Below are 25,339 nucleotides of genomic sequence, written 5' to 3'. Positions count from 1 at the left end.
GCCGATGACCTCCGCCATCGCCGCCGAATTCCCGCATACGGTCTATCGGGGCCACGGGCCCAGCGGGTCCGCCGAGCCCCTGCCCACCCCGGTCCGCCTGTACTCCGCTCTGGTCCATGCCGCCTACACCGGCGCCACCGCCGTGCCGGATCCGAAGGACCCCCGCCGGCTGCGCCCGTCCGAGGACGCCCTGCGCGCCCTGGCCTGGGTGGAAGCCAACCCTCCGGACTGTCTGGAGGTCCCCGAGGTCCTGCCGGTCTCCACGGCGGATCGCGCGGCCTACCGGGACGAGGGGTGGCTGGAGAAGGAGGCGGCCTCCAAGAGCATCCGCAACAAGAAGTCGAAGAAGCCTCTCTCCGACGGCTTCACCCTCGGGGACCGCATCGCCTGGGGGTGGCAGAGCACGGACATCCCCGAGGATGTGGCCCTGGCCCTGGATGCGCTGTGCGCCGATATCGGCCACCTCGGGGAGACGGACAGCCCGGCCTTCCTCGGGGTGGTGGGCGATCTGGAGCCGACGCACCTGCTCACCCCCGCTCCCACCCCGCAGGACCTCCGCCTGGGGACGGTCCTTCCGGTGGCTGCCGAGGGGCGGCGGCACATCCTGGACGCCTGGCATGACTCCCTGAATCCCACGGGAAAGAAGGCCCTCAAACCGGAGAAGTCCGCCTGGACCGCTCCGCCCCCGCCGCCATCCGCACCGAGGGACGGGGTCCGCCGAGCGCTGTACTCGCCGGTGGACCGGGAGGTCGTGGATGCCCCGTGGGAGATCGTGCTGCTCCTCCAGGTGACGGGGCTGAATCCGGATCTCTCCCCCGCGCACCGGGTCCGACTGGCGACGGCGGCTCACCGCGCCCTCGTCCGCCTGGCCGGACAGGAGGAGATCAGCCCGCTGCTCACCGGAGTGGGCGGGGCCGGGCGGGCGCTGGCGAACGGTCTGGCGATCCATCTGCTCGACGAGGAGCAGAGCCGCCGCACCGCGGCCGGTGTCCGTGCCAGCCATTTGGCGATCATGGTGCCGCACGGCGCTGCGGGCGGGGACATCGACCAGGTGCTCTCCGCCGCGGGCAGGCTGCGCAGGATCTACGACCGGGACGCCGGAGCGCTGAGCATCGTGGAAGGGTCCGAACGGATCCTGGACGGCGCCTCCTTCTGGGCCGAGCCGGCGGACGGAGCCGTCCGACGGTGGAGGACCCAGAGCCCGGCCGTCGCAGAGCGGCGGACCAAGCGCCTGGGGTCGCTGTCCGACCTGGACGTCACGGTGCTGTGGAGCCTGGGCAACGTCTTCCGGGATCTGCGCCGCGAGGACCTGATCGAGGACCGGACCCCGGCGGAGCGGCTCCTCGCCACGGCGGCTGTGATGAGCGACGGCGAGGACACCGCCTTCCTGAGCACCCGGCATCACATCACCACCACCCCGTATCGCCTGGTGCACCGCACCAACGGTCGGATGCCCATCCGCCCCTATGACGCCGAGCTGCACGCTCCCGGCTTGCTCTCGCAGAGCGGCGTCGTCGCCCTCGGGCAGAGCAGACACCTCGGCGGAGGCCTGCTCCTGCCGGAGGATATTCCATCCACTGAAGGAGGAGGACGATGAGCCTCACCATCGAGCGCTTCGACGAGTTCTTCGCGGCCCTGCACGGGCAGGACCGCGTACCTTACCGCTGGCAGCGCGAGCTCCTGGAGCGGCTGCTGTCCACCGGGCGCTGGCCCCAGCAGCTGGACATCCCGACCGGCGGCGGCAAGAGCACCGCCATCGAGATCCACGTCTTCGCCAACGCCGTCGCCCAGCAGCGTACGGAGGAGGGTCGGGAAGATGCCCCTCGTGTTCCGCGGCGGCTGAGCATGATCGTGGCCCGGCGGGCCGTCGTGGATGACCACCTGACCAGAGCCTCCACCCTCATGGAGGCGCTCGATCGCGCTCAGGGCGGCATCCTCGCCGAGGTCCGCGACCTCCTGGTGCGCCGCGGGTACCCCACCGACATCCGCAACGAGGAGAAGAGGGCGCTGCGGGTCCACCTGCTGCGCGGCGGGTCAGCCGCCGTCACCGGTGACGGCTCCCTGGGCAGGCGCCGCGACGAGTGGATCCACCATCCGGCGGCCGTGCAGATCCTGTGCGGCACCCCGGACATGATCGGATCGCGTCTGCTCCACCGCGGCTACGGCGTCACCTCCCGGGCCCAACCGAGGTCCGCCGGCCTGCTCGGGTACGACCACGTGGCCGTGCTGGACGAGGCGCATCTGAGCCGGCAGCTGCTGGACACGTTCCGGAGGGTCAGCCGCATGTGCGGGCGCTGGAATCCGGCCACCGCCGAGGTTCCCGCTCTGCAGGTCTGCGCCGCGACCGCCACCCACGTTCCAGCTGACCAGGGCCCGGGCGGGCGGGAGGACGCGGTACAGGAGCGCATCAGTCTGGACTGGGACCAGCTGGAGGAGCCCCTGGCCAGGATCCTCACTCAGCCCAAACCCGTGGAGTACCTGGGGCTGGAGGGCTGGAACAGCGGAACGAAGAAGGCGCTGGCTGACCACGCCTCCCTTGTCCTGGAGCAGGTGGAAGCGCTGCGCGCAGAATCCTCCGGGACCATCGGCGTCGTGGTCAACCGGGTCAAGACGGCGGTGGAGATCCAGGAGCTGGCCCACCGCAGCGGGCTGCGCACCAGGCTGCTCGTCGGCCCCCAGCGCGTCGGCGAACCCCGTGACCTGCGCTTGGAGGAGGCGGATCTGGTGGTCGCCACGCAGACCATCGAGGTCGGCGTGGACGTGGACTTCGCGGGGATGGTCACGGATCTGGCTCCCGCCTCCGCGCTCATCCAGCGTGCGGGCCGGGTGAACCGTCGAGGTGAGCGCGCGCAGGGGCGCGTCATCGTGATCGGGCCGGAGGGCTCCGGGGCGGTTCCTCCGCCCGAGGCGCTGCCTTATGAGGGAGATGACCTGCGTCAGGCTCGGGAATGGATCCGGGAGCTGTCCCAGGATCCCGCGGGGATCAGCCCCCGGGCGCTGCGGGATCGGGCCATCCCCGCTACGGCCCCGGACCGCCCGGTGCTCTCCCATCTGGGTGATGCGGACGCCCGCCTGCTCAGTCGCACCAGCGAGCACCTCTTCGCGGAACCGGATCTGACCTTCTGGCTGCGGGACAGCCTGGACAGCGATGAGCAGGAGGTGCGGGTGATCGGTCGGACGCTCCCCAGACTCGACCAGAACCTGGATCCGGGGCTGCAGGGCGAAGTCGTCGACGCCGCATATCAGCTGCTGCATCAGCTGGAGTATGAGGATCAGGAGATCTACCCCAGCACCCCCGCCCGGGTTCGAGCGGTGCTCACCAGGAAGGGCATGGACCCGGTGCATCAGGCCTGGGTCCAGCGGGACGGCGAATGGACGCTGCTCCGACCCGGCAGCAGTGAGGGTCTGCCTCACGCGGTGGCCGCAAGCGGCTTCCCGCTGCGCGGCGGGGATCTGGTGGTGCTGGATGCCGCATTCCCCTGCACACTGGGGATCTCCGCCGATGAGGCCGCCGGGGCCCAGGGTCCGGGGACCGTCCTCCTGCCTGAAGGAGATCGTCCTATCGGGGATCACAGCCACCCCGAGGCCTTGGGGGTCTGGACCTTCCTGCACCAGATTCCCGCGGTTCCCGCGGATCAGGAGACGGAGGAAACCCGCATCTGCCGTGCCGCAGGTGAGGCGGAGCCGGACGAGGACGGGCGGATCGCCGTCGAAGACCTCCCTCTCCGGGATGGCCTCCCGGAGGGTGCCTACGACGTGCTCCTCGGCCCCGTCATCGAAGCCACCGAAGGGGAACCGGCCTGGGTGACCTGCACGATCCGACGGGAAGCCGTCCAGGATGAGCGTCTGGCGCTGTCGGAGGGCGGGCAGGACCCAGAGCCGGTGCTGCTGGAGGACCATCAGGAGGATGTGGCGGTTCGCGCGAAGGCGCTGGGTGAGCTCCTCGCCCTGCCGCCGTTCGTTCGAGATGCCCTGCGCGAAGCCGGCCTGAAGCACGACGCCGGCAAGAAGACGTCGGCATTCCAGACGCGGCTGTTCCTCGGCGGCAACCATCGGGGAGAGGGTCTCAGCACACAGGAACGCGGAGACTTCCGAAAGAAGCAGCGAAAGATGAGCTACGCGAAATCCGAGGGTCTGCTGCCGCTGTCCCGCACCCAGTCGGATCCCGTTCCGAAGGGCTGGCGCCACGAGATGGTCTCCGCCGCGATGTTCTGGGCGGACCAGACGGTGGGGAACCCCGCCGTCCTGCCGGAGACCGCCGGCCAGACGGAGCTGACGGCCTGGCTGATCGGCACCCATCATGGCTTGGGTCGGTGCGGTTTCCCCGTCGGGGTAGCCCAGCTGCTGGGCGTTCTCTCCGCCGAGGAGAGGCAGGACGGCGTCGAGGAGGCGGTGCGGCTGCTCTACGGCGTCGGCCTCTGGGAGGACCTGGCCGCTCTCATGGAGCGGACCTTCGGGCCCTGGGGCGCGAGCTACCTGGAAGCGCTGCTGCGAGCGGCGGACGTCACGATCTCCCAGGAGGGACGATGACACGGATCACCATCACCGGAGACCACCAGACCCTGCTGACCCACGCGGCGCTGTGGGGGACGGCGATGATCCTTACCGAGGACCTCGGACCGTCCCGTGTGCGTGCGGGATGGCTGGATGAGGATGGGTCGGCTGCGCTGCTCAATCCTCAGGCCGTCATCGAGGCGGACGGGGTCTCCGAGATCGAGATCGGCCGGATCATCCAGGGGCTGGCGCTGCGGGTCTCAGCCAGCGAGCACTGGGCGTCTCAGGTGGCCTGGCGCGACGCCAAGGAGCACACCGTGAGCCTGCTGACCCCTCGCACGGGTCTGCCGAAGTTCAAGGACCTCTCCGGTGAGGCTCCCGGATGGTGGCAGCAGCTGGAGGATCGTCGCGCGTCGATCATGGCGGAGCTCACACCCCTGGAGCAGGAGCTGGTGCGCGGTCTGGGTGAGCGCTCCTGGTGGCTGTCCGAGCCCTCCGGGCTCCGCCCTGATCTGGGGGCCTCACCCTGGGAGATGAAGACGCGCAACCGCGGCGAGGAGTTTCTGAAGAATCGCTTCCTGCCCCTGGCGGCCGAGGTCGCGACGTGGGATCCGGAGAAGATCATCGCCGGGCTGACGGGCGAGTCCCGGGACGACGCCGTCGGGGGGAATAAGGCCGAGTCCCGGACGGCGACGGGCTTCGCCCCTCCCGGGCCGTGTGACAACGCGCTGGCGTGGTGCGCCCTGTGGGGGATGGCCATGCAGCCGCCGTTGCATCGGACCCAGCCGAGCAATCCCCACGGCAGGGGTCTGGTACGCCCCCGCCCCTCGTCCTTCGCGGGTCGGGTGACCGGGGCGCAGAGCGCGGACGGGAAGGAGCGGCTGCTCACGGTGATGCCCGGGCAGCTGATCTCTCCGATGCGGTGGGCGAGACTCCAGCGCAGCGCGCCCCTGGTGCGATTCCCGGCGAGGAAGGATGTGGATCCGGCGGTGGCGGAGACGGCCCAGGCCCGTCTCGCTGAAGAGGGGGCGGCGGCCGTCGTGCTCTTCGAGGTGTCCCGATCGGACAACCCCAGTGCCCCCGAGCGCCGGGCGGAGACCGGGGTGGTGACGATCCTATGACCGTCGAATCCCTGGAGGAGGATGACTCGATCCCCATCGGCTGGGTGGCTCATCATCAGTTCTGTCCGCGGCGGGCGTGGTTGGAAGCCAGTGGGGAGCGCATCCGCCAGTCCTCGCAGATCGAGCAGGGGCATTTCGAACATCGACGTGCCCACGATCCGAATGCCAGCGATCACGGGACGGCGCGAGGCATCGATGTCCGCTCCCCCTCTTTGGGCATCCACGGGCGCATCGACGTGGCTGAGGGCGACCCGGAGACCGGGGTGGTGCTGGTGGAGTACAAGGCCACCCCGGTGCGGCGGATCCCCGAGGTCACCGTGGCCAACCGCATCCAGCTCACACTCCAGCGGAAGGCCCTGGAGGAGGCCGGGGTTCCGGTGCTCGATCAGGCGGTGTACTTCACCGGACATAAGCGGCGGGTCTTCGTGGAGTTGGACGATGGCGATGAGACCGCGGCCCGGCAGGCGGTGGCGGCCACCCGCGCCACCGTCTCGTCCTCCTCGGCTCCTGAACCCTTGGAGGATGATCCCCGGTGCCGCAGCTGCTCTCACGCATCGATCTGCCTTCCGGAGGAGCGGACCTTCCGGGAGATCCAGCGGAGGATCCTGGTCCCTGACCCGGAAGGAGCGGTGCTTCATGCCGCGACCTATGGGTCCAGAGTCTCGCTCTCCTCGGGGCGGGTGCTGGTGAAGAAGTGGGATGAGCAGCTGGCGTCGGTGCCGATTGAGAAGGTCCAGGCGATGGTGGTTCACGGAAATGTGGATCTGTCCGGTGCGATGATCCGCGAGTGCCTGTGGCGGAACCTGCCCATCGTCTGGTGCACAGGCTCCGGCAGGGTGGTCGGGTGGTCCCAGACGGCCCGCACGGCGAACGGCTTGGCGCGGGTGGAGCAGCATGTGGCCAGCGCTCGCGGGGACCTGGCGCTGGCGGCGCAGTTCATCACGGCCAAGATCGCCAATCAGGCGACGATCGCGCGTCGTTACGGTGCCCCGGAGACCGCCGTGAAGCGGCTCCGGGCTCTGCAGCGAGAAGCGCTTTCGGCGATCTCGCTGACCGCGCTGATGGGTGTCGAGGGTCAGGCCGCGGCGGTGTATTTCGAGCAGGTTCCGCTGTTCCTCGGCGGCTTCGAGAACCAGCCGTGGTTGGGGAGGTTCACCGGCCGGGTGGGGCGCGGCGCGGTGGATCCGGTGAATGTGGCGCTGAACTATGCCTACGGCATGCTCACTGCGGAAGCCATCCGCGCCGTGGCCGCCTGTGGCCTGGATCCCCACGCGGGTTTTCTCCACAGCAGCGGCCGCAACAAGCCTGCTTTGGCACTGGATCTGATGGAGGAGTTCCGGGCGCCGGTGGCGGACTCGGCGGTGTTCAGGGCGTTCAACAACGGGGAGCTGCGGGAGGAGTCCTTCGACGTCAGTCTGGGGTCAGCCCGGCTGACAGATCAGGGACGCAAGGCCATCATCCGGGCGGTGGAGCAGCGAATCACCGCGCAGTTCCGACATCCGCTGTTCGGCTATTCGGTGACGTGGCGACGAGCGCTGGAGATCCAGGCCCGACTCGTCCTTGGCGTGATCGACGGAACTCAGCCGACGTACCGCGGGGTGGTCACCCGATGAGCCGGGATGATGTCCGCCGGTATCTCGTCACCTATGACGTGGCTCAGGACCGGCGCCGAACCCGGCTGGCGAAGGAGTTGGAGCACTACGGGGACAGGATCCAGTACAGCGTATTCCTCTTCGACGTCTCACCGGCGGCGATGCTGCGACTGAAGACGGAGATCCTGGATCTGGTGGATACGGGGGAGGATTCCGTGCTGATCTGTGATCTGGGACTGAAGTCCGAGGTCTCCGACAAGAACTTCCAGTACCTGGGAGTGGAGCGTCCGATCACGGACGACTCCGTGATGATCTTCTGACGGCCCTGGTGCGTACTCGAGGAACCGCGAGCGCTCCGGCGGTAGCGGATCCTCGGCGAGCCGTCGCGCCACTGCTTTCCCCGGTATTCCGCGGCGGAGCGCCCCATCCCGGGGTGACACGGCCGGCTTCCGCTAGGCTGTGGAGCGAGCGCTCGCATGACCCTCGGTTTCCCATAGTCAGACCGCGTCAATTTCGGTCAGGCTCGCCTCCCCTTCGTGGGGAGGCCTTCGTTGAGGGTCCGCTGTCCGGGAGTGGCAGGCTAGGGGCGCCCTGCCTCGCCTCCCCTTCGTGGGGAGGCCTTCGTTGAGGGCAGTCCTCTAGGGCTTGTCCGGGATGTTTGGTGATCCTCGCCTCCCCTTCGTGGGGAGGCCTTCGTTGAGGGCGGAGGGACTACTGGATGAAGGTCAAGGATCCGGCGATCTCGCCTCCCCTTCGTGGGGAGGCCTTCGTTGAGGGGGGCCGCGGGATGGGCCGAAGTGCACGAACGAGCAGCTCGCCTCCCCTTCGTGGGGAGGCCTTCGTTGAGGGAAGGACCTACCCGCCCCGGCCGGGCTGGAGTCCCTGACTCGCCTCCCCTTCGTGGGGAGGCCTTCGTTGAGGGCCGGGACCGGGTGCCGGCCGGGTGAGGTGCTCGCCCCTCGCCTCCCCTTCGTGGGGAGGCCTTCGTTGAGGGGGGAAGATTCTCCGTACTCTCAAGCACGACATACGCCTCGCCTCCCCTTCGTGGGGAGGCCTTCGTTGAGGGCGGCATGACGGCAACCCGTCAAGCCGGTACCCAGGTTCTCGCCTCCCCTTCGTGGGGAGGCCTTCGTTGAGGGTGACTGGGAGCCCTTCGCGCCGGTGGCCCGTCGGTACTCGCCTCCCCTTCGTGGGGAGGCCTTCGTTGAGGGGACTCCATGGCCTCCCGCGCCTCGACCTCCCTCGCTCGCCTCCCCTTCGTGGGGAGGCCTTCGTTGAGGGCCCTCATAGGGCTCTCCGGTCATGTGCGCACGGTTCTCTCGCCTCCCCTTCGTGGGGAGGCCTTCGTTGAGGGCGGTGGGGTGTCCGCCGGGGCGTCATCGCCAAGACTCGCCTCCCCTTCGTGGGGAGGCCTTCGTTGAGGGCGGTCGAAGGCTCAGGTGCTCAAGGCTCGCACGAGGCTCGCCTCCCCTTCGTGGGGAGGCCTTCGTTGAGGGTGCGACGCCAACAACCTCGGAGACTGGGCTGGCGACTCGCCTCCCCTTCGTGGGGAGGCCTTCGTTGAGGGACCCCCGGCAACCCCGCCGCGAACACCCCCGCCAACCTCGCCTCCCCTTCGTGGGGAGGCCTTCGTTGAGGGGGACGGCGCTACGGAAGAGCTCTAGCGAGTCATCAGTACTCGCCTCCCCTTCGTGGGGAGGCCTTCGTTGAGGGCTGGAGCGGTGCCGGGAGACGTACCCCATCATGGCTCGCCTCCCCTTCGTGGGGAGGCCTTCGTTGAGGGGCGGCCAGGGCCAGCTCCACCTGGGACTTTCCAGAGCTCGCCTCCCCTTCGTGGGGAGGCCTTCGTTGAGGGCCCACGCGGAACACCACGCGCAGGGCCTTGGTGTCCTCGCCTCCCCTTCGTGGGGAGGCCTTCGTTGAGGGGCACTCGACGGCCCGGCGCTGAGCCACGGTCAGACCTCGCCTCCCCTTCGTGGGGAGGCCTTCGTTGAGGGGAGTTAAAGGGAAGCGCTCAGAACCCTTGCAAACACCTCGCCTCCCCTTCGTGGGGAGGCCTTCGTTGAGGGATGAGCGGTGGGGGTTCTGATCTTGGTCCGATTCGAGACCTCGCCTCCCCTTCGTGGGGAGGCCTTCGTTGAGGGTCCTTTGCCTTAGTGGGGTGCACACCCCAGCTTCACGGGCTCGCCTCCCCTTCGTGGGGAGGCCTTCGTTGAGGGCAAAGGAGAAGATCATGCCGCCCTAGCCGGACACACTCGCCTCCCCTTCGTGGGGAGGCCTTCGTTGAGGGGTGAGACAAGTCCGGGCCCTCGATGACACCAGCGGTGACTCGCCTCCCCTTCGTGGGGAGGCCTTCGTTGAGGGGGCGAGACCCGGGATGAGGACGGCGACTGGGTGCCCTCGCCTCCCCTTCGTGGGGAGGCCTTCGTTGAGGGTCACCCGTGTTCGTCGGAACTGAAACGGTCATCCACTCGCCTCCCCTTCGTGGGGAGGCCTTCGTTGAGGGGCACCCATCATTCCCCTTGATTGCGGCTCTGCGCCTGTCTCGCCTCCCCTTCGTGGGGAGGCCTTCGTTGAGGGGTCTTTCCACCGGGCGCTAGCGTCTTTGCCGGTCCTCGCCTCCCCTTCGTGGGGAGGCCTTCGTTGAGGGTGGATCGACTAGGTGTTTCGTGCGCGGGACCCGGGCTCGCCTCCCCTTCGTGGGGAGGCCTTCGTTGAGGGCAGAACGTCGTGCTGCCGGTGTGGACGGCCATCCGCCTCGCCTCCCCTTCGTGGGGAGGCCTTCGTTGAGGGCAGTCCGTGAATCCGTCCCAGATCCTCCGCACACCCCTCGCCTCCCCTTCGTGGGGAGGCCTTCGTTGAGGGAGCGACTACCTCTACAAGGCCGCGGGAACAACCCAGCTCGCCTCCCCTTCGTGGGGAGGCCTTCGTTGAGGGAGTGACGTCATGTAGCCGTACGACGACACGGGAACTCGACTCGCCTCCCCTTCGTGGGGAGGCCTTCGTTGAGGGAGTGACGTCATGTAGCCGTACGACGACACGGGAACTCGACTCGCCTCCCCTTCGTGGGGAGGCCTTCGTTGAGGGCCGAATCGCGCCGCTTCGCGGCCGACCTGACTCACAGGCTCGCCTCCCCTTCGTGGGGAGGCCTTCGTTGAGGGGCCAAGAAGGCCTTGATCGTGGCCAGGACACCGTCCCTCGCCTCCCCTTCGTGGGGAGGCCTTCGTTGAGGGGCCCAGGCCCCCGTCGTCGTCGTGAGCCAGAGGGGCTCGCCTCCCCTCCGTGGGGAGGCCTTCGTTGAGGGTGGCCGTGCACAAGGGGAACCGCATCGAGCTGGACCTCGCCTCCCCTTCGTGGGGAGGCCTTCGTTGAGGGTACCTCGAATCCAGCGCTCGCGGGATCACCCTGCCTCGCCTCCCCTTCGTGGGGAGGCCTTCGTTGAGGGAGTTGAGTCATCGCCAAGGCGGACAGGTCGAACAGACCCTCGCCTCCCCTTCGTGGGGAGGCCTTCGTTGAGGGGACTGAGTAACGCAATCCCCATCGTCCCTAACCGTGACTCGCCTCCCCTTCGTGGGGAGGCCTTCGTTGAGGGATCCCCGCGCCGGCCGGCACATGATGCGGGAGCTGAACTCGCCTCCCCTTCGTGGGGAGGCCTTCGTTGAGGGCACCGCCGAAGAGGACGAGGCAGGGGAGTAGGCCATCTCGCCTCCCCTTCGTGGGGAGGCCTTCGTTGAGGGATGACCCGGGTGGGCGCCTACTACCAGGCCCAGAAGCTCGCCTCCCCTTCGTGGGGAGGCCTTCGTTGAGGGTGCACGACACCGGCCGGCTGGTACTTAGCCCCGTCTCGCCTCCCCTTCGTGGGGAGGCCTTCGTTGAGGGCCGAAGCTCCACTCCGGAACGTAGCCCTCCTCGAACCTCGCCTCCCCTTCGTGGGGAGGCCTTCGTTGAGGGACCCAGGTGAGGCGCCCCGCATCCGTGGTGTGCTTAACTCGCCTCCCCTTCGTGGGGAGGCCTTCGTTGAGGGGGCAGCGGTCCAACTCATTCGCTCCAGTCTCCCGCGTCTCGCCTCCCCTTCGTGGGGAGGCCTTCGTTGAGGGCGCGTTTCCGCGTCCGGTGCCCGCATCTCCGGCTCCTAACCTCGCCTCCCCTTCGTGGGGAGGCCTTCGTTGAGGGTGAGTTGTCTACTCGGTTGGCATTCCCCATGGCGGCTCGCCTCCCCTTCGTGGGGAGGCCTTCGTTGAGGGTAGGAGGGCCGGAGGATCGAACGTACCGGACCACTCGCCTCCCCTTCGTGGGGAGGCCTTCGTTGAGGGACCAAACGAACCCGCGCACTCCGGCACCACGTCCAACTCGCCTCCCCTTCGTGGGGAGGCCTTCGTTGAGGGTACATCGTGATCCACTTCGGCACCGAGGCGGAGCTGGTGCTCGCCTCCCCTTCGTGGGGAGGCCTTCGTTGAGGGGCCATGCGCCCTCCTTGGGGTATGGGAAGGGCCCGCCTCGCCTCCCCTTCGTGGGGAGGCCTTCGTTGAGGGCGCCTGCAAGGTTCCCTGGCAAGCTAGTTGAGAGTGCCTCGCCTCCCCTTCGTGGGGAGGCCTTCGTTGAGGGCCGACCTGCGCGGCTGCTGGGTCGTCCGTGTAGACCCTCGCCTCCCCTTCGTGGGGAGGCCTTCGTTGAGGGGTGATGGAGGGCTCCGCGGAGGTCGTGCGCGTCCTGCTCGCCTCCCCTTCGTGGGGAGGCCTTCGTTGAGGGAGTCGCCGGACGAGCCAGGCGTAGATGTCTAGGCGCTCGCCTCCCCTTCGTGGGGAGGCCTTCGTTGAGGGCACGTCCACGAGAGTACACACACCCGTGACCAAAAGCTCGCCTCCCCTTCGTGGGGAGGCCTTCGTTGAGGGAGACCGATCCCCTGTGCCGCTGAGTAGATGCCACCCACTCGCCTCCCCTTCGTGGGGAGGCCTTCGTTGAGGGGCGGACACCAGCTCCGGGGCCATCAGGTCCCGGGCGCTCGCCTCCCCTTCGTGGGGAGGCCTTCGTTGAGGGACCACGCGGGACGGCGTGGAGGGCACGTCCCTGGAGCTCGCCTCCCCTTCGTGGGGAGGCCTTCGTTGAGGGCTCAAGACTAGCTAGGTCCAGGGCACGACGCAACCCCTCGCCTCCCCTTCGTGGGGAGGCCTTCGTTGAGGGCGCAGGTCACGGGTCCAGGAGTCCCAGTTGAAGTACCTCGCCTCCCCTTCGTGGGGAGGCCTTCGTTGAGGGAACAAGCCGGAGGAAGACCTGGACCTGACCGTGAAGCTCGCCTCCCCTTCGTGGGGAGGCCTTCGTTGAGGGACCGACTTGATGGGGTTCACGGGTGACCCCTCGAACTCGCCTCCCCTTCGTGGGGAGGCCTTCGTTGAGGGGTGCGGCAGGTCCGGGCTCTGGATGACGTCAGCAGCTCGCCTCCCCTTCGTGGGGAGGCCTTCGTTGAGGGTGCGTCAATCAAGCGGCGTGAGGTCGCCGCTGACGCTCGCCTCCCCTTCGTGGGGAGGCCTTCGTTGAGGGCGGTCAGCGACCCACCCAACTCCTCGTTCGTCGGCCACTCGCCTCCCCTTCGTGGGGAGGCCTTCGTTGAGGGCACTCCACGACGCCGCCGACTTCGAGGCCGCGCTGCGCTCGCCTCCCCTTCGTGGGGAGGCCTTCGTTGAGGGTTGGCGACGGCGACGGCGTCGTGCAGCTCCCGCTGCTCGCCTCCCCTTCGTGGGGAGGCCTTCGTTGAGGGTTCGCGCAGCACCCGGAGCACGTGCTGGGTGAGCCTCGCCTCCCCTTCGTGGGGAGGCCTTCGTTGAGGGGTCTACCCGCCTTAGCGCGCTTCAAGTCCATGCCGCTCGCCTCCCCTTCGTGGGGAGGCCTTCGTTGAGGGCGGTAACCGTGAACCCCATAGCGTTACGTCTACCCGCTCGCCTCCCCTTCGTGGGGAGGCCTTCGTTGAGGGGGGCCTGGGAAGCTCACCGTGTGGACCTTGGTTGTTACTCGCCTCCCCTTCGTGGGGAGGCCTTCGTTGAGGGGCCCCGCGGGTCCGCTTCCACTCCGGGGAGGCCAGCTCGCCTCCCCTTCGTGGGGAGGCCTTCGTTGAGGGAGCGAAGCGCAATCAGCTGCGGGAAGCAATCGCAACTCGCCTCCCCTTCGTGGGGAGGCCTTCGTTGAGGGCAGAACACGGGGGGTAGGGTGCGGGCGCTGGTCCCTCGCCTCCCCTTCGTGGGGAGGCCTTCGTTGAGGGGGAAAATCAACATTAGTGCGGCACATGAATCTGGCGTCTCGCCTCCCCTTCGTGGGGAGGCCTTCGTTGAGGGCATTCGCGCCGGTGGTGCCGCCAGTGGTGGAAACTCGCCTCCCCTTCGTGGGGAGGCCTTCGTTGAGGGGCGAACGTCACCCCCGAGCCGAGCCCGTGGACCGGCCTCGCCTCCCCTTCGTGGGGAGGCCTTCGTTGAGGGGTAAGGAAAATCCGAGACCTCAGCGGTAAATACGAGCTCGCCTCCCCTTCGTGGGGAGGCCTTCGTTGAGGGCTGTTGCGACGCCGGACAGTTTGCCTAATCCCGCGCTCGCCTCCCCTTCGTGGGGAGGCCTTCGTTGAGGGATGGCCGAGCTGAACCGCATCATCGGAAGGATCGACTCCTCGCCTCCCCTTCGTGGGGAGGCCTTCGTTGAGGGGACTTCTGAGGAGCATCATGAGCAACACCATCATCCCTCGCCTCCCCTTCGTGGGGAGGCCTTCGTTGAGGGGCGCGCGGTGCCCGGTCTGTCGCCGCCGTCGCCGTCGCTCGCCTCCCCTTCGTGGGGAGGCCTTCGTTGAGGGCGGCATGACGGGGAGCCGTCAAGCCGGTATGCAGGCTCGCCTCCCCTTCGTGGGGAGGCCTTCGTTGAGGGGCCTGGGCGAACGCCTGCTCGAACGTCCGCTCCGTCCTCGCCTCCCCTTCGTGGGGAGGCCTTCGTTGAGGGCCTTATAGACCTGAACGTCCCCACCCAACTGTACTTTCCTCGCCTCCCCTTCGTGGGGAGGCCTTCGTTGAGGGCGTGGAGGCGAACGGATCGTCGGAGTAGACCGTGCTCTCGCCTCCCCTTCGTGGGGAGGCCTTCGTTGAGGGGGCACCAACAAGCCCTCTTTCTGGCCGTCGGGGGATCTCGCCTCCCCTTCGTGGGGAGGCCTTCGTTGAGGGCTCCCCCCGATCCGGGTCTACGACCGGCGAGTGCAGCTCGCCTCCCCTTCGTGGGGAGGCCTTCGTTGAGGGTGCTCGAGGGGGTCGAATTCTCCGCGGAGGGCCGCCTCGCCTCCCCTTCGTGGGGAGGCCTTCGTTGAGGGCCGTGACGGGGGAGCTCGCGTCCCGCATCAAAGACTCGCCTCCCCTTCGTGGGGAGGCCTTCGTTGAGGGGACGAGGTGCTTCGGGCAGGCGATACGGAGGTGGTGCTCGCCTCCCCTTCGTGGGGAGGCCTTCGTTGAGGGGGTTCCAGGCCCACGGGATCACCTCGGCCTTGACTCGCCTCCCCTTCGTGGGGAGGCCTTCGTTGAGGGTGGACAACGGGCCCGCCCTGCGCGCTGACATCGCCGCTCGCCTCCCCTTCGTGGGGAGGCCTTCGTTGAGGGGGTGGAGTACTCGTCGAGGGCCCCGTGCGCCCGGCACTCGCCTCCCCTTCGTGGGGAGGCCTTCGTTGAGGGTGTGAATGGTCATACGTTCGTTGTCTCCCACGTCTTTCTCGCCTCCCCTTCGTGGGGAGGCCTTCGTTGAGGGTGTGAATGGTCATACGTTCGTTGTCTCCCACGTCTTTCTCGCCTCCCCTTCGTGGGGAGGCCTTCGTTGAGGGTGTGAATGGTCATACGTTCGTTGTCTCCCACGTCTTTCTCGCCTCCCCTTCGTGGGGAGGCCTTCGTTGAGGGCCTGCTGCGGGCGCACATCACCAACGAGCTGCCCCCGCTCGCCTCCCCTTCGTGGGGAGGCCTTCGTTGAGGGGTTTGTCGGCATGGGCCTGGCCATCTTTGGTGCGTCTCGCCTCCCCTTCGTGGGGAGGCCTTCGTTGAGGGCGAGAAGACGAAACCACCGGTCACACCCCCACGGGGCTCGCCTCCCCTTCGTGGGGAGGCCTTCGTTGAGGGGAGTCCCAGCGGGCGGAGTTCCTGGCGCAGAAGGAGGCTCGCCTCCCCTTCGTGGGGAGGCCTTCGTTGAGGGGGCGTTGAAGGGTGACGGGGGTCGTGATGCCGGTGCCTCGCCTCCCCTTCGTGGGGAGGCCTTCGTTGAGGGAAGTCCGCGGTGGATGACAGCAGTCGGAAGCTCCAGCTCGCCTCCCCTTCGTGGGGAGGCCTTCGTTGAGGGCGCCGTCGTGCCCCCGGGAGGCTCAGGTCTTTCGTCTCGCCTCCCCTTCGTGGGGAGGCCTTCGTTGAGGGTCCGTGTCGGGGTGCTTCGCGGCCGCGGCGTCGAACTCGCCTCCCCTTCGTGGGGAGGCCTTCGTTGAGGGCTGAAGACTGGTCTGCGCGCTGACGGGATCGTGATCTCGCCTCCCCTGCGTGGGGAGGCCTTCGTTGAGGGCTCTCGGATGGACGTGCCGACACTGGACGCATGGATCTCGCCTCCCCTTCGTGGGGAGGCCTTCGTTGAGGGCGGGTTCAGGTAACCCGCGCCATTCCTGGGAATCGTCTCGCCTCCCCTTCGTGGGGATGCCTTCGTTGAGGAAATGTCGACGCCGAGGTGCAGGTAGCACACGCGACCCACGCTCCCCTTTAGGGGGAGGCCTTCGCCCGCTCCAACAGCCGGACGCACCTCAGGCATCGTCGACGTCCGCCACAGTAGAATCGAAGCCACAACGACGTGCGCCACCGAGCAAGGAGCGATCAGCGATGGTCCGCCTCAGCGACCTCATCTCCGTCCCAGCGATCCAGTTGGAGGTCGATGCCGAGGACTGGCGCAGCGCCATCCAGCACGCCGGAGCGCTCTTGGCCGACGTCGGCGTCGCCGGGCCGTCCTACACCCAGGCCATGGTCGACGTCGTCGAGGAGCACGGGCCGTACATCGTCATCACGCCTGGCTTCGCCCTGGCTCATGCCCGACCGGACGCCTCGGTGACCGCCACCGGCCTGTCCTTCGTCCGCCTGGCCGCACCCGTGCGCTTCGGTCACGCCTCCAACGACCCCGTCACCATCGTGATGGCGCTGGCCGCACAGGACCCTGGCGCCCATCAGCAGGCTCTCGCCTCCCTCGCTCAGGTCCTGGGTGATACGCAGAAGAGAGCCGCCCTGGACGACGCCGCCACCCCGGAGGAGGTTCTCGAGGTCTTCGCCTCAGCCCCCACACGAGCTCCCAGCACCGGAGCACCGCGGCAGCACAGCGCACAGCAGAGGCCGACGCCGGATGACCCCGCCGCATCCGGCGACACCATCCCCTCCAAGAACCTGCTGCTCACGGTCTGCGGCAACGGCCTGGGCACCAGTCTCTTCCTCAAGAACACCACCGAGCAGGTCCTGGACCGCTGGGGCTGGTCCCCGTACCTCTCCGTCGAAGCCACCGACACCATCTCCGCCAAGGGCCGAGCCAAGGAAGCCGACTTCCTCCTCACCTCCGGGGCCATCGCCCAGACGCTGGGGGATGTCGGCGTGCCCGTCGAGGTGATCGAGAACTTCTCCTCCCAGGAAGAGGTCGACGCCGCCCTGCGCCGCCGCTACGCCATCTGAGGTCCCCCGGCACATCCGTACCACCCGCCAACCGGAGCACACCCCATGAACGTCCTCATCGCGATCAGCCAGTTCATCGTCAATGAGATCCTCAGCGTCCCCGCCTATCTGATCGGCATCATCACGGCAGTCGGCCTCATCGCGCTGCGGAAGAGCGCCGGCCAGGTAGTCGGAGGCGCCATCAAAGCGGTGCTCGGATTCCTCCTCATCAGCGCCGGAGCCACCCTCGTCACCGCCTCCCTGGACCCACTCGGGACCATGATCCAGGGGGCCCTGGGCGCCCAGGGAGTGGTCCCCACCAATGAGGCCATCGCGGGGATCGCTCAGCAGGAATACGGCGCCCAGGTGTCCTGGCTGATGATCCTCGGGTTCTTCGTGGCCATCCTCCTCGCCCGGTTCACGCCCCTGCGCTACGTGTTCCTCACCGGACACCACCTGCTGTTCATGGCCACGCTCATCACCATCGTGATGGCCTCCGCCGGGATGCCCGGGACGCTCGTCGTCTGCCTGGGCGCGGTGCTGCTGGGCATCCTGATGGTCGCTCTGCCCGCTCTCGCGCAGCCCTGGACCCGCAAAGTCACCGGTGACGACTCCATCGCCATCGGGCACTTCGGCACCGCCGGATACATCGCCTCCGGAGCCGTGGGGCGCCTCGTGGACCCCCGTGGCAAGAGCCGCTCCACCGAGGACATCAAGGTCCCGGAAGGGCTGCGGTTCCTCCGCGATTCCATGGTCGCCACCGCGCTGTCCATGGTGGTCATGTACGTGATCGTCGCCGTCATCTACCTCGTCCGAGCCGGATCTGAGACCGCGTTCCAGGCCTTCGACGGCGGAGCGACCGACGTCGGTAATTACATGATGCTCTCGGTGACCCAGGGGCTGCAGTTCGGCATCGCCGTGGCCGTCATCCTCTTCGGGGTGCGCACCATCCTCGGTGAGCTGGTACCGGCCTTCCAGGGGATCGCCGCCAAGATCGTCCCCGGCGCCATCCCCGCCCTGGACGCCCCCATCGTGTTCCCGTACGCGCAGAACGCGGTGCTCATCGGATTCCTCTCCAGCTTCGCCGGAGGCCTGATCGGGCTGCTGCTGCTCGGCACCGTCTTCGGCCCGATGTTCGGCCTCGCCCTGATTCTGCCCGGGCTGGTCCCCCACTTCTTCACCGGCGGTGCCGCCGGCGTCTACGGCAACGCCACGGGCGGACGACGCGGCGCCGTCGCCGGGGCCTTCGTCAACGGCCTGCTCCTGACCTTCCTGCCGGCGTTGCTGCTCAAGGTCCTGGGGTCCTTCGGCTCCGCCAACACGACGTTCGGAGACACCGACTTCGGGTGGTTCGGCATCCTCATCGGCTACGGAGCGAAGCCCGGGGTGGTCCTCGGATCGATCATCCTCATCATCATCGGTCTGGTGCTGCTCGGCGCCGCCATCCTCGTGCAGAAGCGGCTCATGGACCGCCCCTGGGACCCGGCACCGGCCCGCGCCTCGGCACCCGGCGGAGACACCGCCGAGATCACCGGGGATACGGCGGAGACCGGCGCACCGACCGCCCGGCCTGAAACCGACGCCGCAGATCGCTACCCCCGCATCGCCCCGCCGGTCGGCGCCCCGACACCGCCGAAGCGGTGAGGCACCCACATCCACCGATATCCCACCCAGACCTCACAGGAGTACACCGGTGAACACTGAGCAGATCGTCGCTCTGGATTTCGAGACCGCCAACGAACAGCGAGCCTCCGCCTGTGCCATCGGGATGGTGCGCGCCGATGCCAGCGGGCAGATCATCGACCGGTACTCCACGCTGCTCAGACCCGCCCCCGGCTTCGACTACTTCTCCCACTTCAACGTCTCCATCCACGGGATCACAGCCGAGGATGTGGAGGATGCACCCACCTTCGAAGAGGCCCTCCCCGAGCTGCGGGAGTTCATCGGGGAATCGCCCGTCATCGCGCACAACATGGCTTTCGACTACTCCGTGTGGAACGCCGCCTCGGCCGCCATCGGGCAGCCCGGTCTCAACTCCCGCCGCCTGTGCACCCTGCGTATCGCACGGCAGATCCTGCGCCGTCATGATCGCCCCAATGACCTGAAGACTCTGGCGGCGGAGTTTGCACCCGAGGTCGACTTCGCCCACCATCGAGCATCCGATGACGCCGCCGCCTGCCTTCACGTCCTCTTCGGGATGCTCCCGAACATCCAAGTCGACCTGGCCACGTTGGTCAGGGAATTCTCGCTGGATTCCTCCGGGAGGCGTCCCCTAGGCAGCAGGTTCTACGCTTCCCGGTCCGGGAGCCTGGCTGCTCTGGACACCATCGACGAGGTGGAAATCGAGTCCTGGCCGGACTCCGACATCCTGGCGGGAGCGGGGATCTGCTTCACCGGAACCCTGGATCGCATGAATCGAAATACCGCCAAGGCCCTGGTGAGGAAGCTGGGCGGAACGCCTCAGGACGGCGTCACCAAGAAGACGCGCATCCTGGTGGAAGGAATCTCCGATCCCGCCCGGTGGCGTCCCGGTGCGGACGGCTCATCGAAGACCCGCAAGGCCCGGGCCCTCGCCGAATCCGGACAGCAGATCGAAGCCATGACCGAGGAGACCTTCTTCGCCATGCTCAGCGAGCTGGAAGCTTCCCAGTAGCGACTTGTACCCGTCCGGAACACTCCCCCGAGCCCCCACCCCCGAAACACCAGCCCGCTACCATCACCCCCATGCCGCACATCACCCCCGCCAACGACACCACCTCCACCACCGACACAACCCACCCCTCCCCAGCCTTCCTGCCCGCCGCCGAGGCCATCGGCCCGGGCCTTCAGCGGTTCCGCCGGGAGCTGCACCGCAATCCGGAGCTGGGCACACACCTGCCGTGGACGCAGCAGCGGGTGCTCGAGCAGCTGGAGGGCCTGCCCCTGGAGATCACCACGGGCCGCTCCCTCACCTCCGTCACCGCGGTGCTGCGCGGGCAGGGGCGGCCCACCGCCGCATCCGCACCCGCCGTCCTGCTGCGCGGGGACATGGACGGGCTGCCGGTGCTCGAGGACTCCGGGGAGGAGTTCGCCTCCACCACCGGCACCATGCACGCCTGCGGGCACGACCTGCACACCGCCGGCCTGGTCGGGGCCGCGCGGCTCCTCAGCGCCCACCGGGAGGCGCTGGCCGGCGACGTCGTGTTCATGTTCCAGCCGGGCGAGGAGAACCCGGGTGGCGCGCTGCCCATGATCGAGGAGGGGGTGCTCGACGCCGCGGGCCCGCGCGTCGTCGCCGCCTACGGCTTCCACGTGCACCCCGGTCGGCGGGGCACCTTCCAGTACCGACCGGGCACCTACATGGCCGCGGCCAACATCCTGGGCATCACCGTCCACGGGGCCGGCGGGCACGGCTCGCAGCCGCACAACGCGCGCAATCCGGTGCCGGCCGCCGTCGAGATCGCCGCCACCCTGCCGGCGAAGATCCAGCAGACCTTCCCGGCCACGGAGCCGGTGGTCGCGACCATCACGCAGCTGCGCGCGGGCAGTGCCGCGGAGAACGTGATCGGGGACGAGGCCTTCATCGGCGGGTCCGTGCGCACCATGGATCGGGCGGGCACCCAGCGGTTCGGGAGCATGGTGGAGGAGCTGGCGCAGGGCATCGCCGCGGCCCACGGCTGCACGGTCACGGTGGACTTCTCCGAGCTGTACCCGGCCACCATCTGCGACCCGGCGGAGGCCGACTTCGCCGCGCGGGGCCTGCGGGGTCTGCTGGGGGAGGATGCCGTGACGCAGCGGGAGCACTCCCGGATGGGGTCCGAGGACTTCTCCTACGTCCTGGAGCAGGTGCCGGGCGCGTTCCTGCACGTCGGCGCCTCCTACCCGGACGAGGACCCGGCGACCTCGCCCACCAACCACTCCGCGCGCGTCCGGTTCGACGACGCGGTCCTGCCCGTCATGGCCGCGGGCCTGGCCCAGCTCGCCCACGACCGCCTGGCCGGGTGAGCCGGTGCGCCTGGCGAGCCGAGCCAGCCGGTTTGGGAGGGGTTTCGACGTTTGGGAGCGTTCTCGAGGCTCCCACACACCAAAACCGCTCCCAAAACGCCCACCCGCCCAACCCCGGCCCCGCCCCAGAGAGCGAGCGCAGCCGACTCACCCCACCGCGGCCAGCACCAGGAAGACGACGCCGGCCGCGGCCAACAGGATCGCCACGAGCGGGCGGATGTCCTGGCGGGCCGCCCACGCGGAGCCGGCGCGCACGGCCCGGGCGGCGCGGGGGAACGCACCCCAGGCCCAGGCGGCCAGCAGGTACGGCCCGGCCACTCCGAGCAGGAACACCAGGTACAGGAGCACCTCGACCCACAGGTGATGGTGCCCGGCCCCACGGATCGCGCGCCCGGCCACGTACATGGTGGCGGGACCGCTGAAGCCGATGAACGTGTTGGCCAACCCGATCAGCACCATCCGGGAGGGTCTGGCGTCCCCCGGGGACGGCGGGCGGTGGGGTTTCAGGGGTCGGCGGGAGCGGTGCCACTGCCAGGCGGCCAGCAGCAGGAACACCAGGCCCGCGGCGAGGTCCACGCCGCGGCGCACCAGCAGCTCCCGGGTGCGGTCCTCCAGCAGCCGGGCCAGCACATCCGGGTCCACGGCGCGGAACGCGAACAGCAGGATCGTCGCCCCGAGGACGATGCCGAGGGTCAGCCACCGGATCAGTCGGGCGGGCCGGTTCTCGGTGGTCAGCAGGTGCAGCACGACGGCGTACATGCTGGGGCTGAACCCCATGACCAGTCCCAGCCCCACCAGGGACGCTCCGGCGGCGACCATCGCCCCTCACCCCGCTCTCCTCGACGTCGCGCACCATCATGGCAGACGGGGGCGGGCACCGGGGTCAGCTCTTCGACGCCGAGCCCGGGTCCGCCTGATGCGGCACCGTCTCCGGCGCGCCGGTCAGCATGGTCAGCAGCAGCACGGCTGAGATCTCCCCGTCACGGGGGTTCGACGCGTCGTCGTCCGGGCGGTCCACACGATGCGTGACGTGTGCGGGCAGGTGCACCACCGTGCCGGGGTCCAACCGCTCGGTGCGTCCGCCCCAGGTGAAGTCCAGGGTGCCGCGCAGGCACTGCACCGTGATCGGGTGCGCGGCCCGGTGCTCGGGCAGACTCTGCCCCGGGGCGAAGGCGAACAGGATCAGATTCGCCCCGGCTCCCTGCAGCACGCGGGCCACTGCAGGGCGAGGACGGCCGGGGTCCGGAACGGGGGCGGCGTCGAGCAGGTGGACAGCGGTTCCGGAGCTCATCTGCGCCTCCTCGAGCTCAGCCCGACCCTGCGCAGAAGCTCGGCGTGGCTGTTGCGCACCGGGGCCGCGTCCTGGAATGCCCGTTCGAGCCATGACCCCTCCCAGATATTCGGTATCTTCTATACCGATTCTAGGTCAGCCGCAGCCCCCGGAAGGCACCGATCGCCGGGGATCAGCCCAGGACCCACCCACCCTGACCCCATTCCGGAGCGCACTCCGGAAGGACTATCGTGGGCGGCGAGGGGCGCGAGGATGCGCTCCCGGACCGATTCGAGGATCGAGGCACACCATGAGCGGCTTCACGCACGTCACCGTCATCGGCTCAGGGGTTCTGGGCTCCCAGATCGCCTTCCAGGCGGCGTTCTTCGGGAAGGAGGTGATGGTCTATGACATCTCCGAGGAGATCCTCGCCGAGCTCCCCACCCGGTGGGATCGGCTGGCCGGATTCTACGTTCGGGACATGGAGGCCACCGAGGACCAGCTGGAGCAGACCCGCTCCCGGCTGCACCACAGCGCCGATCTCGCGCAGGCGCTGGCCGAGGCCGACGTCGTCATCGAGGCCGTGCCGGAGAACCTGGAGCTGAAGAGGAAGGTGTGGGCGCAGATCGGGGCAGCGGCCCCGGAGCAGGCGGTGCTGTGCACCAACTCCTCGACCCTGCTGCCCAGCGACATCGCCGCGGCCACGGGACACCCGGAGCGGTTCCTTGCCCTGCACTTCGCCAACGAGGTGTGGAAGAACAACACCGGCGAGGTGATGGGCCACGCGGGCACGGACCCCCAGGCGGTGCAGCAGGTGCTGGAGTTCGCGGGACAGATCGGGCTGGTGCCCATCCACGTGGAGAAGGAACAGCCCGGCTACGTGCTGAACACGCTGCTGGTGCCGTTCCTCAACGCCGCCACGCACCTGTGGGTCCAGGACATCGCGGAGCCCGAGGAGATCGACAAGACCTGGCGCACCGCCACCGGCTCCCCGCTGGGCCCGTTCCAGATCCTCGACGTCGTCGGGATGGAGACGGTCTACCAGATCAACCTCAACGCCGGGACCGAGGAGTCGAAGAAGGTGGCTCAGCGGATCAAGACCGAGTTCATCGACCGCGGTCGCCGCGGCCGGGACGCCGGCGGCGGGTTCTACACCTACTGACCCGACGCACCCATCTGCCCGGCGGACACGACGACGCCGCCCGGCCCCTCCTCACCGGGGAGGGGCCGGGCGGCGTCGTGCTGGGCTCCCGGGACGTGCCGGCCTCGATCAGGCCTGCTTCATCACGCCGTAGCGCTCGAGCATGTCCCCGACCATGGTCTTGTCCAGCTGCTTGCGCAGCCAGCCGGGCACCGGCAGGGGCTTGCCGTCGCGCACGGCGGTGGTGGCGTGGAGCAGGTCCCGCACGTCGTAGACGGAGCCCCACACCTCGGGCACGCCGCGCTCGACGTCGAGCAGCTGGTACACGGCCTCCATCGCGGTGCGCACCGAGTACTCGGTGGTGAAGATCGTGTCCCGCACGGTCTCGGCGAACTGCCCGAGGAACGCGAAGTTGGTGACGTGCTCCGGCACCACCTGGGGACGATCACCCGCGGTGCGCGGCATGAAGAACGCGGTGACGAAGGGCATCGCGCACGGCCGGGTGATGCAGGATTCCTTGGCCAGCTGCGGGATCTGCTCCTCGGGCACGCCCAGGTGGTAGAGCCATTCCTGGCAGATCTCGTCCCCGGTGCACTCGCGCATCGGCTTCTTGATGAAGTCGCCGGGGGTGTCGATGAACAGTCCGTAGAACCAGATGGTCAGCTCGTTGGGCTTCTGCGCGGCGAAGTGCGGCTGGCGGTTGATGGTCCAGGACTGCAGCCAGGACGAGTCCCGGGCGGTGACGATGCCACCGGTGACCACGCGCCCGGAATGCGGGTCCCGTCGGCAGATCTTCTCGATGTACGGGGTGATCTTGTCATCCAGGGTGGTGATGGTCGCGGATTCCCAGGCCGTCTCGTGCTCGGCGTGGACGTTGGGGGCGTGGATGAACTTGTCCGGGCGCCCGAAGTCCGGGTCCTGCTGGGCGATGTTCTTCCACAGGCTCCAAGCCCCGCCCTCAGGGGTGCTGTAATCCCATGCGGGGGCGGTGTCCTTGGTGCCCCAGGAGGAGTTGTCCACCAGGGAGCCGTTGGTGACGAACACGAGGGTGTCCTCGTCGATGTCGACGCCGCCCTTCTCGCCGCCGCGCAGCCATTCGATGCGCCGGGCGGTCTTCTTCTGCGCGGTGATGTCGAAGACGACGTTGGTCACCCGGGTGTCGAACTGCACCTTCACGCCCTGCTCCTGCAGCCAGGCGATCAGCGGCTTCACCAGGGATTCGTACTGGTTGTACTTGGTGAACTTCAGGGCGGAGAAGTCCGGCAGGCCGCCGATGTGGTGGATGAAGCGCTGCACGTACAGCTTCATCTCCAGGGCGGAGTGCCATTCCTCGAAGGCGAACATGGTGCGCCAGTACAGCCAGAAGGTGGAGTCGAAGAAGTCCTGGCCCATGACGTCGTTGATCCTCTTGTCGTAGAGGTCCTCGTCCCGGGACATGAACAGGTCCAGGAGATCCTTCTGGGCCTTGAGGCTGAGGTCGAACTTCCCGTCCGTGCCCCCGTCCTCGCCGCGGTTGCGGGTCGCGCGCATCAGGGAGTAGTTGGGGTCGTCCTTGTTCAGCCAGTAGAACTCATCCAGCACGCTGGCGCCTTCGGTCTCCAGGGAGGGCACCGAGTGGAAGAGGTCCCACAGGCATTCGAAGTGGTTCTCCATCTCGCGCCCGCCGCGGATGAGGAAGCCGTCCCGGTGGGGGTCCTCGACGCCGTCGAGGGCCCCGCCGGCGATGTCGCTGGCCTCGAGGATCGTGATGTTCTCCCCCGGCATCTGCCCGTCGCGGACGAGGAATCCGGCGGCGGCCAGGGAGGCGAGTCCGGCGCCGACGAGGTAGGCGTGCTTGTGCTCCACCCCCTCGGGCTTGCGGGGCCGGGCGAATGCTTCGTAGTTGCCGCTGCTGTAGTACATGGTTCGTCTCCTTCCGGCGAGTCGCTCCATCGGGCCCGCCCTCAATTCGGAGTGTACTCCGCTTTTTCGGCGCAGGGGTCGCCCTGAGAGCACGATGACGCCCGTCGGTCTCCCCCATCACCCCGCCCGGTCGGGCCGAGCGCCATCGTCGATGACGAGCCGAG

13 protein-coding genes and 1 CRISPR repeat array are annotated in these 25,339 nt (G+C 68.5%); of the genes, 10 read left to right on the top strand and 3 right to left on the bottom strand.

Annotation, left to right across the window (positions count from 1 at the left end; genetic code table 11):
* Positions 1-4 precede the first annotated feature (4 nt).
* The 9 genes from csb2 to I6G21_RS04585 all read left to right on the top strand — a co-directional run bounded on the left by csb2 (position 5) and on the right by I6G21_RS04585 (position 20,862).
* Positions 5-1,597 (top strand): type I-G CRISPR-associated protein Csb2, encoded by a 1,593-nt coding sequence (csb2, locus tag I6G21_RS04625; RefSeq protein WP_165870012.1) that lies wholly within the window; start codon positions 5-7, stop codon positions 1,595-1,597.
* Positions 1,594-4,530 carry a type I-G CRISPR-associated helicase/endonuclease Cas3g gene (gene cas3g / locus I6G21_RS04620; protein ID WP_129358097.1) on the top strand — a complete coding sequence of 979 codons (2,937 nt, stop codon included), beginning with the start codon at positions 1,594-1,596 and terminating at the stop codon, positions 4,528-4,530. The genes csb2 and cas3g overlap by 4 nt, the downstream gene beginning before the upstream one ends.
* On the top strand, positions 4,527-5,615 hold the full coding sequence (locus I6G21_RS04615; RefSeq protein ID WP_061225852.1) for a hypothetical protein: 1,089 nt from the start codon (positions 4,527-4,529) through the stop codon (positions 5,613-5,615). Before cas3g ends, I6G21_RS04615 begins: the two co-directional genes overlap by 4 nt.
* A complete protein-coding gene (gene cas1, locus I6G21_RS04610) occupies positions 5,612-7,228 on the top strand; it encodes a CRISPR-associated endonuclease Cas1 (RefSeq protein WP_129358098.1) in 1,617 nt (538 codons plus the stop codon). The genes I6G21_RS04615 and cas1 overlap by 4 nt, the downstream gene beginning before the upstream one ends.
* Positions 7,225-7,527: a CRISPR-associated endonuclease Cas2 gene (cas2, locus tag I6G21_RS04605; protein ID WP_129358099.1), complete on the top strand. Its 303-nt coding sequence runs from the start codon at positions 7,225-7,227 to the stop codon at positions 7,525-7,527. The genes cas1 and cas2 overlap by 4 nt, the downstream gene beginning before the upstream one ends.
* Positions 7,528-7,729: 202 nt before the next feature.
* A CRISPR array of direct repeats spans positions 7,730-15,904; the repeat unit is 36 nt; unit sequence CTCGCCTCCCCTTCGTGGGGAGGCCTTCGTTGAGGG.
* A gap of 164 nt (positions 15,905-16,068) precedes the next feature.
* Positions 16,069-16,899: a PTS sugar transporter subunit IIA gene (locus I6G21_RS04600; protein WP_129358100.1), complete on the top strand. Its 831-nt coding sequence runs from the start codon at positions 16,069-16,071 to the stop codon at positions 16,897-16,899.
* A 45-nt stretch (positions 16,900-16,944) separates the two neighbouring features.
* Positions 16,945-18,522 carry a PTS ascorbate transporter subunit IIC gene (locus tag I6G21_RS04595; protein ID WP_129358101.1) on the top strand — a complete coding sequence of 526 codons (1,578 nt, stop codon included), beginning with the start codon at positions 16,945-16,947 and terminating at the stop codon, positions 18,520-18,522.
* A 49-nt stretch (positions 18,523-18,571) separates the two neighbouring features.
* Positions 18,572-19,531 carry an exonuclease domain-containing protein gene (locus I6G21_RS04590; RefSeq protein WP_061225884.1) on the top strand — a complete coding sequence of 320 codons (960 nt, stop codon included), beginning with the start codon at positions 18,572-18,574 and terminating at the stop codon, positions 19,529-19,531.
* 71 nt (positions 19,532-19,602) lie between these two features.
* Entirely contained in the window at positions 19,603-20,862 is a 1,260-nt protein-coding gene (locus tag I6G21_RS04585; RefSeq protein ID WP_129358102.1) for a M20 metallopeptidase family protein, read from the top strand.
* 147 nt (positions 20,863-21,009) lie between these two features.
* On the opposite strand, the gene I6G21_RS04580 is transcribed toward I6G21_RS04585, so the two are convergent.
* Together I6G21_RS04580 and I6G21_RS04575 are read right to left on the bottom strand one after the other, a co-directional pair.
* Positions 21,010-21,681: a GAP family protein gene (locus tag I6G21_RS04580; RefSeq protein WP_129358103.1), complete on the bottom strand. Its 672-nt coding sequence runs from the start codon at positions 21,679-21,681 to the stop codon at positions 21,010-21,012.
* Positions 21,682-21,745: 64 nt separating this feature from the next.
* Entirely contained in the window at positions 21,746-22,153 is a 408-nt protein-coding gene (locus I6G21_RS04575; RefSeq protein WP_129358104.1) for a cupin domain-containing protein, read from the bottom strand.
* Positions 22,154-22,442: 289 nt separating this feature from the next.
* Between I6G21_RS04575 and I6G21_RS04570 the strand changes: the two genes are divergently transcribed.
* Positions 22,443-23,294 (top strand): 3-hydroxyacyl-CoA dehydrogenase, encoded by an 852-nt coding sequence (locus I6G21_RS04570; RefSeq protein ID WP_058743503.1) that lies wholly within the window; start codon positions 22,443-22,445, stop codon positions 23,292-23,294.
* Between the two features lie 108 nt (positions 23,295-23,402).
* On the opposite strand, the gene I6G21_RS04565 is transcribed toward I6G21_RS04570, so the two are convergent.
* Positions 23,403-25,175: an oleate hydratase gene (locus tag I6G21_RS04565; RefSeq protein WP_129358105.1), complete on the bottom strand. Its 1,773-nt coding sequence runs from the start codon at positions 25,173-25,175 to the stop codon at positions 23,403-23,405.
* Between the last annotated feature and the right edge of the window lie 164 nt (positions 25,176-25,339).

The organism is Rothia kristinae, from assembly GCF_016028855.1.
In the GTDB taxonomy this organism is placed as follows: domain Bacteria; phylum Actinomycetota; class Actinomycetes; order Actinomycetales; family Micrococcaceae; genus Rothia; species Rothia kristinae.
The sequence above is the reverse complement of the archived record's forward strand: the minus strand, read 5'-3'. Positions and strand labels throughout refer to the sequence as shown.

Bases quoted from the DNA above. Each gene is read 5' to 3' on its own strand.
- I6G21_RS04595 (WP_129358101.1), top strand. From the start codon at position 16,945: ATGAACGTCCTCATCGCGATCAGCCAGTTCATCGTCAATGAGATCCTC.
- I6G21_RS04600 (WP_129358100.1), top strand. From the start codon at position 16,069: ATGGTCCGCCTCAGCGACCTCATCTCCGTCCCAGCGATCCAGTTGGAG.
- I6G21_RS04580 (WP_129358103.1), bottom strand. From the start codon at position 21,681: ATGGTCGCCGCCGGAGCGTCCCTGGTGGGGCTGGGACTGGTCATGGGG.
- I6G21_RS04570 (WP_058743503.1), top strand. From the start codon at position 22,443: ATGAGCGGCTTCACGCACGTCACCGTCATCGGCTCAGGGGTTCTGGGC.
- cas1 (WP_129358098.1), top strand. From the start codon at position 5,612: ATGACCGTCGAATCCCTGGAGGAGGATGACTCGATCCCCATCGGCTGG.
- csb2 (WP_165870012.1), top strand. From the start codon at position 5: ATGACCTCCGCCATCGCCGCCGAATTCCCGCATACGGTCTATCGGGGC.
- I6G21_RS04575 (WP_129358104.1), bottom strand. From the start codon at position 22,153: ATGAGCTCCGGAACCGCTGTCCACCTGCTCGACGCCGCCCCCGTTCCG.
- I6G21_RS04565 (WP_129358105.1), bottom strand. From the start codon at position 25,175: ATGTACTACAGCAGCGGCAACTACGAAGCATTCGCCCGGCCCCGCAAG.
- cas2 (WP_129358099.1), top strand. From the start codon at position 7,225: ATGAGCCGGGATGATGTCCGCCGGTATCTCGTCACCTATGACGTGGCT.
- cas3g (WP_129358097.1), top strand. From the start codon at position 1,594: ATGAGCCTCACCATCGAGCGCTTCGACGAGTTCTTCGCGGCCCTGCAC.
- I6G21_RS04585 (WP_129358102.1), top strand. From the start codon at position 19,603: ATGCCGCACATCACCCCCGCCAACGACACCACCTCCACCACCGACACA.
- I6G21_RS04615 (WP_061225852.1), top strand. From the start codon at position 4,527: ATGACACGGATCACCATCACCGGAGACCACCAGACCCTGCTGACCCAC.